This window comes from Agrococcus sp. GW821-FHT14H11 (assembly GCF_058803545.1).
In genome coordinates, this window is record NZ_JBXAPA010000005.1 from 103853 (window position 1) to 116593 (window position 12741).

The 12741-nt window shown below is 73.8% G+C and carries 12 protein-coding genes; 9 read left to right on the forward strand and 3 right to left on the reverse strand.

Annotation, left to right across the window (positions count from 1 at the left end; all coding sequences use genetic code 11):
• The first annotated feature begins 1 nt into the window (after position 1).
• Complete coding sequence (locus AC1RNL_RS07115; RefSeq protein WP_146357215.1) at positions 2-316, forward strand: heavy-metal-associated domain-containing protein; 315 nt, start codon at positions 2-4, stop codon at positions 314-316.
• Positions 317-474: 158 nt separating this feature from the next.
• Positions 475-1323: an SGNH/GDSL hydrolase family protein gene (locus AC1RNL_RS07120; RefSeq protein ID WP_492934829.1), complete on the forward strand. Its 849-nt coding sequence runs from the start codon at positions 475-477 to the stop codon at positions 1321-1323.
• A 28-nt stretch (positions 1324-1351) separates the two neighbouring features.
• Here the strand turns inward: AC1RNL_RS07120 and AC1RNL_RS07125 are convergent, their stop codons facing one another.
• Both AC1RNL_RS07125 and AC1RNL_RS07130 read right to left on the reverse strand, forming a co-directional pair.
• Complete coding sequence (locus tag AC1RNL_RS07125) at positions 1352-1987, reverse strand: arsenate-mycothiol transferase ArsC (protein ID WP_492934830.1); 636 nt, start codon at positions 1985-1987, stop codon at positions 1352-1354.
• Positions 1988-2063: 76 nt separating this feature from the next.
• Entirely contained in the window at positions 2064-3497 is a 1434-nt protein-coding gene (locus AC1RNL_RS07130; protein WP_492934831.1) for a helix-turn-helix domain-containing protein, read from the reverse strand.
• 170 nt (positions 3498-3667) lie between these two features.
• Between AC1RNL_RS07130 and AC1RNL_RS07135 the strand changes: the two genes are divergently transcribed.
• Positions 3668-5554, forward strand: coding sequence for a phosphoenolpyruvate carboxykinase (GTP) (locus tag AC1RNL_RS07135; RefSeq protein ID WP_492934832.1), 1887 nt, complete (start codon positions 3668-3670; stop codon positions 5552-5554).
• A gap of 117 nt (positions 5555-5671) precedes the next feature.
• Here AC1RNL_RS07135 and AC1RNL_RS07140 read toward each other — a convergent pair whose 3' ends face one another.
• Positions 5672-6601 (reverse strand): putative endonuclease domain-containing protein, encoded by a 930-nt coding sequence (locus AC1RNL_RS07140; RefSeq protein ID WP_492934833.1) that lies wholly within the window; start codon positions 6599-6601, stop codon positions 5672-5674.
• 257 nt (positions 6602-6858) lie between these two features.
• On the opposite strand from AC1RNL_RS07140, the gene AC1RNL_RS07145 reads away from it, so the two are divergent.
• The 6 genes from AC1RNL_RS07145 to AC1RNL_RS07170 all read left to right on the forward strand — a co-directional run bounded on the left by AC1RNL_RS07145 (position 6859) and on the right by AC1RNL_RS07170 (position 12737).
• Positions 6859-7506 carry an FMN-binding negative transcriptional regulator gene (locus tag AC1RNL_RS07145; RefSeq protein WP_492934834.1) on the forward strand — a complete coding sequence of 216 codons (648 nt, stop codon included), beginning with the start codon at positions 6859-6861 and terminating at the stop codon, positions 7504-7506.
• A 51-nt stretch (positions 7507-7557) separates the two neighbouring features.
• Positions 7558-8085: a sigma-70 family RNA polymerase sigma factor gene (locus tag AC1RNL_RS07150; RefSeq protein ID WP_225792802.1), complete on the forward strand. Its 528-nt coding sequence runs from the start codon at positions 7558-7560 to the stop codon at positions 8083-8085.
• Positions 8082-8783 carry a hypothetical protein gene (locus AC1RNL_RS07155; RefSeq protein WP_492934835.1) on the forward strand — a complete coding sequence of 234 codons (702 nt, stop codon included), beginning with the start codon at positions 8082-8084 and terminating at the stop codon, positions 8781-8783. Before AC1RNL_RS07150 ends, AC1RNL_RS07155 begins: the two co-directional genes overlap by 4 nt.
• 101 nt (positions 8784-8884) lie before the next feature.
• Positions 8885-10966, forward strand: a complete 2082-nt coding sequence (locus AC1RNL_RS07160; protein ID WP_492934836.1) for a TPM domain-containing protein — start codon at positions 8885-8887, stop codon at positions 10964-10966.
• 92 nt (positions 10967-11058) lie between these two features.
• The gene (locus AC1RNL_RS07165) at positions 11059-11871 is read left to right on the forward strand and encodes a PspA/IM30 family protein (protein WP_364194690.1); all 813 of its coding nucleotides are present in this window, start codon (positions 11059-11061) and stop codon (positions 11869-11871) included.
• A gap of 80 nt (positions 11872-11951) precedes the next feature.
• Positions 11952-12737 (forward strand): crotonase/enoyl-CoA hydratase family protein, encoded by a 786-nt coding sequence (locus AC1RNL_RS07170; protein WP_492934837.1) that lies wholly within the window; start codon positions 11952-11954, stop codon positions 12735-12737.
• Positions 12738-12741 lie beyond the last annotated feature (4 nt).

The window sequence follows — 12741 nt, forward strand, 5'->3', positions numbered from 1 at the left end:
CATGCTGCAGGACATCGAGATCACCTCCACCCCCGAGCCCCAGGCCGGCGGCTGCTGCGGCGGCGGCGCCTGCTCGACGACGGATGCGTCGGCCCAATCGGCCGCGACGTCGCAGACCTTCGAGGTCGAGGGCATGACCTGCGGCCACTGCGTCTCGTCGGTGACCGAGGAGATCTCGGGCCTCGCCGGCGTCGAGGGCGTCGACGTGGCGCTCGTGCCCGGCGGCCGCTCGACCGTCACCGTCGCGTCCGACAGCCCGCTGCGCGTCGAGGACGTGCGCGCCGCGGTCTCGGAGGCCGGCTACTCGCTGGTCTGAGCCCGATCCGCTCCGGGAGCGCCGGCCCTGCGGGGCCGGCGCTCTTCGCGTGTCCGGGCGCGGCCGCGCCATGCGGTCCCTGGTGGCGCAACCGTGGCGGGTCTAGCATCAGCAGCATTCCGCAACACCGTTCGGAATCCGATGCGAAGGGGCAGACCATGCGACGACGTGCGCTCGCGATCCTGGCGACCATGACCTTGGGCCTCGGCCTCCTCGCAGCGGCGACACCCGCATCCGCCGTCGAGCCTCCGGACGGCGCCGCCTACGTCGCGCTCGGCGACTCCGAGGCGGCCGGCACGGGCAACCTGCCCTACCTCGACGCCGACTGCCTGCGCTCGGCCAGGGCGTACCCCGAGCTCCTCGGCGCGAGCCTCGGCGGCGTGGCCTCGAGCGCATGCGCGGGCGCGAGCACCGCCGACGTGCTCAGCGGGCAGCTCGGCGACCTCGGCCCGGCGACGCGCCTCGTGACGCTGACCGTCGGCGTGAACGACGCCGACTGGCAGGGCGTGCTGCTCGCCTGCGCTACGGGCGGCGATCTGACCTGCGCTGCCGCGGTGCAGGCCGCCGCCGCCGACCTCGCCTCGCTCCCGCTCGACATCGCGCAGCTGCTCGGAGCGATCCGGCAGCAGGCGCCGGCCGCGCAGATCCTCGTCACCGGCTATCCGCACCTGTTCGGCGACGTGAGCGGCACCTGCACGGTCGGCGCCTACCAGGGCACGCGCGTGACGTTCAGCGCAGCCGAGGCCGGGGCGATCAACCAGGCCATCACCGGCGTGAACGCGCTCATCGCCGGCGGCGTCGCCCTCTACGCGACGAGCACCGGCGACCCGGGCGTCGCCTACGTCGACGTCACGGCTGCCTTCGACGGGCACGGGCTGTGCGACACCGGCGACCGCTGGATCAGCGGCCTCGTCTCGGGCGTCGCGACCTTCGACCGCAGCTTCCACCTGAACGCGGCCGGGCAGCGGGCCTACGCCGGCATCCTCGCGGGAGCGCTCGCCGGCTGAGCCGCTGGCGCCCGCCCGGCGGCGACGCCTAGCCCTCCAGCGCGTCGAGGTACTCCTGCACCTGCCGCCGCACGCGGTCGCGGATGCGCCGTACCTCGTCGGTCGAGAGCCCGGCCGGGTCGTCGAAGTCCCACGAGAGCACCTGCTGCTCGGGCTGCAGCTCGAACGGGTGGTCGATGAGCATCGTGATGATGACGTCGGCGGCCCGCGCGACGTCGTCGGTGACGGGCTTCGGGTAGCTCTCGGTCAGCGGCACGCCGTCCTCCTCCATCACCCCGACGACGGTGCGCAGCACCTCGTCGGCGGGGTTCAGGGCGGCCGAGAGCGCCTCGACGCGCCCGTCGCTCAGCGCGTTGAGGTAGGCGGCGGCCATCTGCGAGATGCCGTCGTTGCGGATCGACTCGACGAGCACGCGCAGCGGCGCGCCATCCTCGCGGCGCCCCTCGCCCGCCTCCAGCGCCTTGAGGCGGTCCGCGGCGAACTTCAGCGCGAGCGCCGGGAGGTGGGTGCGGATGCGCGCCCCACGGGCGAGCGTCGCGTGCGACTCGAAGACGATGCGCTCGATGAGGGTCGGCTCGAGCTCGGGATGGAGCTTCGCGAGATGGGCCGCGCCGCGGCGCAGCGTCTCGTCGGGCGAATCGAGTCCGTGCTGCTCGCGGGTCATGTCGGCTCCTCCGGTCGACGTGGCGCCTCCAGGCTACGGCCGGGCAGGATGCCGTGCCAAGAGCCTCGAGCCCGGGTCAGAGCACCGGTGCGTGCCGCTCCAGGAACTCGTAGAGCTCCGCGTCGTCGACGCCCGGGTAGGTGCCCGACGGCAGCGGCGCGAGCGTGTGCTGGTGCATGCGCGCCGACGCCCACGCGTTGTTGCGCCAGCGCCGCTGCAGCGCGTCGTCGGGGCGGGCGCAGCACCGCTCGTCGGGGCAGGTCGAGGTCTGGCGGAACGCCGTCTGGGCGCCGCGGAAGTACTTCGCGTCGTCGAACCGCACGCCGAACGAGATCGAGAACTCGCCGTCGGTGCCCGCGCCGATCTGCGTCGAGCACCAGAAGGTGCCCACGGGCGTGTCGGTGTACTGGTAGAACTCCGTCGTCCGCGATGTGCGCTCGAAGGCGCTGCGGGCGGCGAACTTGCGGCACACGACCTGGCCCTCGGCGTGGCCGGATGCGTCGACCGGGATGGGCATGCCGTCGTTCTCGTAGACGCGCGAGAGCGCGCCGTCCTCGGCGACCCGCAGGAAGTGCACGCGCAGGTCGAGGTGCGTCGTGGCGAGGTTCGTGAAGCGCATCGCCGCAGTCTCGTGCGTGACGCCGAACGCGTCGCGGAAGTCCTCGACCGCGAGGTTCCGCTCCTTCTTCGCCTTGCGCAGGTACTCGATCGCGCGCGACCGGGGCATGAGCGTCGCGGCGGCGAAGTAGTTGATCTCGAGCCGCTGCTGCAGGAACTCGCTGTAGTCGCGCGGCTCGTGGTGCCCGAGCAGCCGGTGGGCGAGCGCCTGCAGCGCCATCGAGCGGAGTCCGTGGCCACCCGGGATCGAGGCCGGCGGCAGGTAGATGCGGCCGTTCTCGAGATCGGTGACCGAGCGCGTCGAGTGCGGCAGGTCGGTGACGTAGACGAGCTCGAAGCCGAGGCGCGCCGCCATCTCGCTCACCGTGCGGTGCGTGAGGCTGCCGCCCTCGTAGCCGACGGCCCGCAGCTGCTCGTCGGCGAGCTCGTCGATGTGCGGCAGCGAGTTTGCCTGCTCGCGCATGCGCAGCCGCAGCGCGGTCGCGTCGCGCCGAGCCTGCTCGGGGGTGGCGATCGCCTCGCGGGCACGGCGGTCGAGCTCGCGGTGCAGGCCGACGAGCGCGCGCAGCTGGTCGTCGCCCATCGAGCGCGTCGGGCGCACGGTCGGCAGTCCGAGCCGCTTGTAGCTCGCGCCCTCCTGCAGCCGCTGCAGGTCGAGCTCGAGCCGGGAGCGCTCGCTCGGCGGCTCGGGGTCGAGCAGCTGCGCGGTGGGCACCTGCAGCACCTCGGCGATCGCCTGCAGGTGGCTGAGCTTCGGCTCCCGGTGCCCGTTCTCGATGAGGGAGAGCTGGCTGCCCGCGAGCCCGATGCGCTCCCCCAGCGCGTCGAGCGTGAGCTCGGCGGCGGTGCGGAAGTGCCGGATGCGGTGCCCGAGGACTGCTGCGTCGACCATGCGACCAGTGTACGAAACATCTGGCGAATCTTCGCCATGGGAGCCGCGACCGGCCTCGATGACCTCCGCGAGGGGCGCTTCGGGGCGCAAGTTTCGTCGAAAGGAAGAATGCGCGGTTCCTTCTGGCTCTCGCTCGCCTTCGGGGCTCGGGCGCGGGTGAGACTCGAACCATGACGATCCTCCCCGCCGCCCCGACTCGCGCATCCGCCAAGCCCGTGAAGCCCAAGCGCGTCGGCGCGCCCGAGGGCGCCGACCCGGGCGTCGTCTCGTGGGTCGCGAGCGTCGCCGAGCTCACCGAGCCCCGCGACATCGTCTGGTGCGACGGCTCGCAGGAGGAGCTGCAGCGCCTCATCGACCTCATGCTCGAGGCGGGCACGATCGTGCCCGTGCCGAAGCGGCCCGGCAGCTACCTCGCCCGCTCGAACCCCGACGACGTCGCCCGCATGGAGGACCGCACCTTCATCTGCGCCGACGACGCCGAGGACGCCGGCCCCACGAACAACTGGCGCGACCCGGCCTCGATGCGGCAGGTGCTCGGCGGCCTGTTCGACGGCGCCATGCGCGGCCGCACGATGTACGTCATTCCCTTCTCGATGGGACCGGTCGGCGGCCCGATCTCGAAGCTCGGCATCGAGATCACCGACTCCCCGTACGTCGTCGCATCCATGCACTACATGACGCGCGTCGGCACGGCGGCGCTCGAGGCGATGCACGGCACGAGCGACTGGGTGCCGGCGGTGCACTCGATCGGCGCGCCGCTCGCCGACGGCCAGCAGGACGTGCCGTGGCCGTGCAACCCCACGCGCTACATCTCGCACTTCCCGGAGACCCGCGAGATCTGGTCGTTCGGCTCGGCCTACGGCGGCAACGCGCTGCTGGCGAAGAAGTGCTTCGCGCTGCGCATCGCCTCGGTGCAGGCACGAGACGAGGGCTGGCTCGCCGAGCACATGCTGCTGCTGCGCATGAAGCACGACGACGGCCGCCAGATCCACCTGGCCGGCGCCTTCCCCTCCGCGTGCGGGAAGACCAACCTCGCGATGCTGCAGCCGACGATCCCCGGCTGGACGGTCGAGACGCTCGGCGACGACATCGTCTGGATGCGTCCCGGACCCGATGGGCGGCTGTGGGCCATCAACCCCGAGAACGGCTTCTTCGGCGTCGCGCCCGGCACGAGCGAGGCCACCAACGCGACCGCGATGGCGATGATGGACCACGACACGATCTTCACGAACGTGGCGATGACGCCCGACGGCGACGTGTGGTGGGAGGGGATGACGAAGGATGTCCCCGAGGGCCTCATCGACTGGCAGGGCCGCCCCTACGACCCGGCCAACGGCCCGGCTGCCCACCCCAACGCCCGCTTCACCGTCCGCGCCGAGCAGGCGCCGTCGATCGCGCCCGACTGGGACGCGCCCGAGGGCGTGCCGCTCGACGCGATCATCTTCGGCGGCCGCCGCCCGACGCAGGTGCCGCTCGTGCTGCAGGCGCGCGACTGGGAGCACGGCGTCTACGTCGGCGCGACGGTGTCGAGCCAGCAGACGGCCGCCGCCGAGGGCCCGGTGGGCGAGATCCGCCGCGACCCGTTCGCGATGCTGCCCTTCTGCGGCTACAACATGGGCGACTACTTCACGCACTGGATCGACATGGGGCACCGCCTCGGCCGCCACGCGCCCAAGATCTTCTCGGTCAACTGGTTCCGTCGCGACGAGGACGGCGGATTCCTGTGGCCGGGCTTCGGCGAGAACGCGCGGGTGCTCGAGTGGATCGCGGGCCGCGTGGCCGGCACCTCGCCGGGCGTCGACACCGCCGTGGGCGTGCTGCCTGCCGAGGGCGCGCTGAACCTCGACGGGCTCGACATCGACGAGGCCGTGATGGATGAGCTCTTCGAGATCGACCCGAAGGCGTGGCTGTCGGAGCTCGTCGACGTCGAGGCCTTCTTCGGCCAGTTCGGCCGCGCGCTGCCCACGGGCCTCGTGCGCCAGCTGAACCACGTGCGGTGGCGCCTCGAGCACGTGCAGCAGGCGCAGCACGCGCAGCAGCAGCCCGTCGCGGTCTGAGCCGCGCGGGCCGCGCCGCCCGCTGCAGATGTAGGGCCAGTGGCTCCCATCCCGCGAGGGTCGGAGCCACTGGCCCTGCATTTGTGATGGCCGAGAAGCACGGAGGGGGCGGATGCGTCACTCGCGTCGGGCGCGCGCTGCGCGCACGCGCTCCACGACGTGCGCGCCACGGCGTGCCATGTGCTTGCGCGTGACCCGCACGGTCGTCCATCCGGCTGCCTCGAAGCGCGCGTAGCGATCGATGTCGACGTGCCACTGCCGCTCGTCGCGGTGGCCGTCGCCCTCGAACTCGATCGCGATCCGCAGCTCCGGGTAGCCGAGGTCCGGGTGCCACTCCTCTCCGTCGACGACGACAGGCGGGTGCACGACCGGCTCGGGCAGCCCCGCCTCGACCATCAGCAGCCGCGTGATCGTCTCGAACCTCGAGTCGACGCCGACCCGCGCATCCGCCGCGGCAGCGCGCAGCGCCGCGACCCCGGCCAGCCCCGCACATCGAGCGATGAAGTCGTCGAGCTCCTGTGGGGTGGCATAGCCGCGCTCGGGCTTCCGCTCCAGTCGCAGGCCCGGGTAGGAGCGCGACGGCGTGAGCAGCGCATCGGCGACCTGCACGAGCGCCTCGTGGGGCAGCTCGCGCGCGAGCGTGATCGCGGTCGCGAGCGGGCCGAGGAGCCGGAGCCCCTCGAGCTCGGTGGACCGCAGCCGCGACGGGTCGAAGGCGATGTGTCGCGTGCCGGGCACGACGCTGGGCGCGGTGCGATGCGGCCTGGCGACGACGAGCGGCTCGCCGCGCGACCACCGCTCGGCGATGGGGAGGCCCCAGAGCCGGGCGGCGGTGATGCCGCCGAAGAGCTGGTGCGACGGCATCGCCGCCGCGTAGGCGAGCGCGAGCGCCTGGACGTCGGTGATGGGGCGCGATCGCACGCCGCGGAAGGGCGCCTCGAGGTCGGAGCCGCGCAGTCGGCCGCGCCCGATGCCCTCGTCGAGCGCCTCGCCGACGCGGAACGCGCCGAGATCGAACGGCTCGGGGAGCGGGGTCGAGGGGCGCATCCGCGCAGGATGCCGCGCGCTCCGCGCAGCGCGAGCGGAGGGTGGCGGCAGCTGTGGACGGCCGCGCGCGGCGGCGCGGGCGGATGCGCATGCCTGCGTCGGCGCAGACCGTGCGCAGATACAGGGACAGTGGCGCTCATCGGGGCGGCATTCGAGCCGTTGGCCCTATATCTGCGGATGGGCGGCGGAGGGGCGGCGAGGAGGCGCGCGCGGCGCGCGCGCCCCCTCTCCGCGGCGGGTGGTGGAGGATGGGGCGCATGCAGCCGAATCCGCTCTACCGCATCGGCGAGGCCGAGGTGCGCGACCTCGTCGCGCGCGCGGCGTGGATGCTGCTGGTGTCGCATCCCGCGTCCGGACCCGTCGCATCCCCCTCCCCCGTGCTGCTCGACGACGAGCACGAGGGCGACGGGCTCGTGCTCGTGACGCACCTCGGCCGCGCCGACGCGCGTCTGCACGGGCTGCTCGAGCCCGGCGAGCACCGGATGCTCGTGGTCGCGCAGGGCGAGCACGGGTACATCTCGCCGTCGTGGTACGTCGGGGCCGATGCGGGGCAGATCCCTACGTGGAACTTCGAGATGGCGAGCATGACGTGCGACGTCGAGGTGCTCGACGCGGACGCGAACATGCGCACGCTCCGGAAGCTCGTCGCGCACTTCGAGTCGCGGTACGCGCCCGAGGGCGGCGTGGCGCTCGACATCGACGACGACGGCAATCGCGGCATGGCGATGGGGACGGTCGGGCTGCGGCTGCGCGTGCGCTCCTTCGACGCGAAGTCGAAGATGAGCCAGAACAAGTCGGCCAGCACCCGGGCCTCCGTGCTCGCGCACCTCGACGCATCCCACCCCGCCCTCGCCGAGCGCATGCGCGTGGCCGACCGCGACGCCGCGCCGGCGCGCGAGGCCTGACCCCAACCGTCGACGGCCGTCGTTCGTCCTAGAGAGCAGAGGGAGACTCGCGTGGCAGCCGGCTGGGAGCTGGTCGTCGCCGAGCTCGTCGCCCAGCGCGGCGAGGCGCTCGTGCGCTACGCGATGCTCCTGACCGGTGACGAGGAGGAGGCCCGCGACATGGTGCAGGACGCCCTGACGGCGACCTTCGGCCGGCTGCGCAACGGCTTCGAGGTCGAGCAGGCCGAGGCCTACGTGCGGCGCGCGATCGCGAACCGGTTCCTCGACCGCGCCCGGCGCGGCCAGCGGTGGCGGCGGATCGCGCCGCTCGTCGTCGATCGCGAGCGGGTCGACTCGGGCTCGACGCTCACCGGAGAGCGGCTCGACATGGCGCACCGGCTGCAGCGGCTCACGCCGCGCGAGCGCGCGTGCGTCGTGCTGCGCTACGACGAGGACCGCACCGTCGAGCAGGTGGCCGCCGAGCTCGGCATCTCGGCGGGCGCGGTGAAGCGCTACCTGTCGGATGCGCTCGGCAAGCTGCGCGGGATGCTCGAGCGGGAGCAGGAGCGCGGGCAGCGCGACGAGAGGGGCAGGCCGTGAGCGACGACGAGCTGCGGCGGCGGCTGCAGGAGATCCCCGCGCCGCGCGCGAGGCTCGACGCGGCCGCCGCGATCGACGGCGCGAAGCGGCGGCGCCGCCCGAAGGTCGCGGCGCTCACGGCCGCTGCGACCGGCGCGGGCGTGCTGATCGTCGCGCCGTTCGTGACGCCCGGGCTCACGCCGCTGTCGCCCTCCAGCGACTCGTCGGTGCTCAGCGAAGGCGACGACGGCCGCGCGGCCCCCGAGGCGGCGCAGCCGAGCGCCGAGGCCGAGGGCGCGCCGGGCGACAGCGGTGCCGGCGCCGAGGAGTCGGCGCCGATCGAGCTGTGCGGGCTCACCCGCGCCGGCGACGTGGGCCTCGCGCTCCGGTTCCTCGAGGACCCGGCGGATGCGTCGGTGGTGCCCCCGGGTCGGGTCGAGGCGCGGGGCGCGGGGCTCACGGCCGCCGTCGCGACGTTCGTCGACGTCGACGCGCTCGTCGTCGACGGCGGCGTCGCGCGAGCGACGGCCGGCACCACCGAGCAGGACGCGCGCCTGGCGGGCGGCGCCGCGGGAGTGCTCGGGGTGACCACCGGCGTGCTCGCGGCCGACGCGTGCGGGCCCGGGACGCCATCCGGCCCCTCCCCCGTCGCGCTCGTCGCGCTCGACGGGTCGGCGCCGGTCGCGGTCGTGGGCGAGCCCTGGGAGGACGTTCGCTGAGAGCGCCACCGTCGGCGCGATCTCCCAGGCTCGCGGCCAGATCCGCTGGCTAGACTCGCGCCGAGTCGGCAGCCCGACAGGCCGGCCGCAAGGGAGCGCAGATGCAGGTCCGGATCGTCCGCCCGTTCGCGGTGGTGGCACTCGGTGCCGCCGGGCTCCTGGGGCTCTCTGCCGGCTCGCTCGCCACCGAGGCGCCCGTCGACCTGGGCGGCGACGTCTTCGTCGACACGACCGGGCAGCTCTCGGCCGACGCCGCCGAGATCGCCGAGCACCTCGAGCGCAACAATGCCGAGAGCGACGCCGACGTGTACGCGGTCTTCGTCGACTCCTTCGACGGCATGGCGCGCGACGAGTGGGCCAACACGAGCGCCGAGCAGAGCGGGCTCGACCAGTCGTCGATGCTGCTCGCGATCGCGGTCGACGACGGGCAGTACGCCTACTCGGTCGCGAACGGCTTCCCGCGCGACACCTCCCAGGTGAACGACGCGCTGCAGGGCGTGCTGCTGCCGGCCCTCAACTCGGGCGACTTCGCCGGCGGCATCACGCAGTTCAGCGACCAGATCGCGGCGAACGAGGGCGGCGGGGACGGGGGCACCGACGTCAACGTCGACGGCTCGGCCGTCTGGCCGGTCGTGGCGCTCGTCGGCGGCGCGGCCGTCGTCGGCGGCGGCGCGTGGGCGATCTCGCGCGGCGTGCGCGCGAACCGCAAGCGCCGCGGCGAGCAGGCCGCCGTGCAGCAGCAGCAGCTGAGCCTCGAGGAGCTCAAGCAGCGCGCCGACATCGCGCTCGTGCAGCTCGACGACACCGTGCAGCAGAGCGAGCAGGAGCTCGCATTCGCGAACGCGCAGTTCGGCGAGGAGGCCGTCGCGCCCTACCGGCAGGCGCTCGAGAAGGCGAAGGGCGGGCTCGCGGAGGCCTTCGGGCTGCAGCAGCAGCTCGACGACGCGTTCCCCGACAGCGACCAGGAGCGCCACGACTGGTCGAGCCGCATCCTGCAGATCACCGAGGGCGCGGGCCGCGAGCTCGCGAGCCACGCCACCTCCTTCGAGCAGCTGCGCAACCTCGAGCAGAACGCGCCCCAGGTGCTCGAGACGGTCGCGCAGTCGAGGCGGGCGCTCGACGGCCGCATCGCGAGCGCGCGGCAGATCCTCGACCGGCTCGACGACCTGCACTCGGGCGCCTCGATCGACCCCGTGCGCGAGAACATCGCCGGCGCCGAGCGGCAGCTGCCCAACATCGACCAGTCGCTCGCGGCCGGCCGCGACGCCGTGCAGGCGGGCAACGGCGCCAACGCCGCGCTCGCCGTGCACGCCGCCGAGGCTGCCCTCGCGCAGGCCTCCGGGCTGCTCGCCGCGGTCGAGCGCGCCGAGCGCGACCTCGAGCACTCGAGGCAGCAGCTCGGCGAGCTCGTGCAGGACTCCATCGGCGACATCGCGGCGGCCAAGACGCTCCGCAGCACGTCGACGATCGACCTGGCCCCGCTCATCCACCACGTCGAGGAGCAGGTGGCCATCGCCCAGCGGCGCCCCACCGACACGCTCACCGTGCTGAGCAACCTGCAGCGCGCCAACCAGCGCCTCGACGAGGCGGCCGGCCAGCTGCGCGAGGGCGGCGCGCAGGTGCAGCGGCAGCAGATGACGCTGGATCGCTGGATCGAGTCGGCGCGCGCCAACATCGACCGCGCCGAGGACTTCATCCACACCCGCCGCATCGGCGTCGGCATGCACGCGCGCCAGCTGCTCTCGACCGCGCAGCAGGAGCTCGCGCAGGCGCTGCGGCTCCGCGAGGCCGACCCGCACACGGCCGCGCAGTACGCGCAGGCGGCCTCCGAGCACGCCGAGCAGGCGATGCAGGATGCCTCGGGCGACGTCGGCGGCTGGGGCGGCCAGCCCCGCAACCCCTACTACCGCCAGGGCGGGCGCGGGCAGGACATGCTCACGGGCGGCCTGCTCGGCTACATCCTCGGCGACATGCTCTCGGGCGGCGGCCACGCCGGCGGCGCTGCGCCCGGCCAGTACAGCGACCCCTTCGCGGACGGCTCCGGCGGCGGGGGCGGCGGCCTCGGCGACCTCTTCTCCGGCGGCGGCGGCTCGTTCGGCGGCGGAGGCGGCGGCTTCTTCGGGGGCGGCTTCGGCGGCGGAGGCGGCGGCTTCGGCGGCGGAGGCGGCTCCTTCGGCGACTGACGCCGGCCCGCCCGGGCCGCGCAGCGCATCCCACACCACTGTCCATCACACGACGACCGGCCGCTCAGGCGGCACCCGCAGGAAGGAACACCATGTCCAAGCAGTCCATCCTCGGCCGCATCGCGCAGCTCGCGAAGGCCAACATCAACGCGCTCCTCGACCAGGCCGAGGACCCCGAGAAGATGCTCGACCAGATGGTTCGCGACTACACGAACTCGATCGCCGAGGCCGAGGCCGCCATCGCCCAGACCATCGGCAACCTGCGCCTGCAGGAGCAGGACTACCAGGAGGACGTGCGCGCCGCCGAGGACTGGGGCCGCAAGGCGCTCGCCGCCTCGCAGCGCGCCGACGAGATGCGCGCCGAGCACCCGGCCGACGCGGCGAAGTTCGACAACCTCGCCAAGGTCGCCATCGGCAAGCAGATGCAGTCGGAGTCGGAGGCCCGCGCTGCCGAGCCGTCGATCCAGTCGCAGAACGAGGTCGTCGACAAGCTGAAGACCGGCCTCGAGACGATGAAGGGCAAGCTCGACCAGCTGAAGTCGAAGCGCTCCGAGCTGATCGCGCGCGCCAAGGTCGCCGACGCGCAGTCGCAGGTGCACGACGCGGTGAAGTCGATCGACATCCTCGACCCCACGAGCGAGATCGGCCGATTCGAGGAGAAGATCCGTCGCGAGGAGGCCAAGGTCATGGGCCAGCAGGAGCTCGCCGCCTCGACGCTCGACGCGCAGTTCGAGGCGCTCGAGGACGTCGGTCGCGAGACCGAGATCGAGGCGCGCCTCGCCGCGCTCAAGCACGGCGGCGCGCAGGGGCAGCTGGGCTCCGGCGCCAACGCGGCCCTCGGCGGCTCGCAGGGCGGCTCGCAGGGCGCGGGCGACCACGTCGAGGCGGAGGTCGTCGACCGCTGATCGCGCGCTCGCGCGCACGGCCTTGGAGGGGGCGGACGATGGTCCGCACCCTCCTCGCCTGCCCGGGCTAGGTTGACGGCGTGACCGACACGACACCGCGCGTCGCCCTCGAGCGGCGCGGACCCATCCTCCACATCCGGCTCGATCGGGTCGGCAAGCGCAACGCCGCCGACCAGCGCATGCTGCACGAGCTCGCGCTCGCGTACGGCGAGCTCGACCGCGACCCGGCGCTGCGGGTCGGCGTCGTCTCGGCCGCGGGCGACCACTTCACCGCCGGCCTCGACCTCGCCGACATCGCGCCTCGGATCGCGACCGGAAGGCCGGAGCTCGTGCCCGAGGGCGGGCTCGACCCGTGGGGCCTGCAGACGCGGCCGGTGTCGAAGCCCGTCGTGCTCGCGGTGCAGGGCACGTGCTTCACGCTCGGCATCGAGCTCGCGCTCGCGAGCGACGTGGTCGTGGCCGCCGACTCGACGGTCTTCGCGCAGCTCGAGGTGGCGCGAGGCATCATGCCCTTCGGCGGCGCGACGGTGCGCTTCCCGCGGCTCGGCTGGGGCGACGCCATGCGCTGGATGCTCACCGGCGACCGCTTCGACGCCGCCGAGGCGCTGCGGATCGGGCTCGTGCAGGAGGTCGTGCCCCACGGCACCGAGCTCGAGCGCGCGCTCGCGCTCGCCGAGCGCGTCGCGGCGCAGGCGCCGCTCGCGGTGCAGGCGACGCTCGCCGCCGCCCGGGCGGCGCAGCCGGCGACGACGGATGCGGTGGCCGGGCTGCTGCCCGCCGTGCAGCGGCTCGCCGCGACCGGCGATGCGCGGCGCGCCGCGGAGTCGTACCTGACGGGGACACCCGTCGCGTTCGAGGGGAGCTGACGCC

Bases quoted from the DNA above. Each gene is read 5' to 3' on its own strand.
- AC1RNL_RS07115 (WP_146357215.1), top strand. From the start codon at position 2: ATGCTGCAGGACATCGAGATCACCTCCACCCCCGAGCCCCAGGCCGGC.
- AC1RNL_RS07120 (WP_492934829.1), top strand. From the start codon at position 475: ATGCGACGACGTGCGCTCGCGATCCTGGCGACCATGACCTTGGGCCTC.
- AC1RNL_RS07125 (WP_492934830.1), bottom strand. From the start codon at position 1,987: ATGACCCGCGAGCAGCACGGACTCGATTCGCCCGACGAGACGCTGCGC.
- AC1RNL_RS07130 (WP_492934831.1), bottom strand. From the start codon at position 3,497: ATGGTCGACGCAGCAGTCCTCGGGCACCGCATCCGGCACTTCCGCACC.
- AC1RNL_RS07135 (WP_492934832.1), top strand. From the start codon at position 3,668: ATGACGATCCTCCCCGCCGCCCCGACTCGCGCATCCGCCAAGCCCGTG.
- AC1RNL_RS07140 (WP_492934833.1), bottom strand. From the start codon at position 6,601: ATGCGCCCCTCGACCCCGCTCCCCGAGCCGTTCGATCTCGGCGCGTTC.
- AC1RNL_RS07145 (WP_492934834.1), top strand. From the start codon at position 6,859: ATGCAGCCGAATCCGCTCTACCGCATCGGCGAGGCCGAGGTGCGCGAC.
- AC1RNL_RS07160 (WP_492934836.1), top strand. From the start codon at position 8,885: ATGCAGGTCCGGATCGTCCGCCCGTTCGCGGTGGTGGCACTCGGTGCC.
- AC1RNL_RS07165 (WP_364194690.1), top strand. From the start codon at position 11,059: ATGTCCAAGCAGTCCATCCTCGGCCGCATCGCGCAGCTCGCGAAGGCC.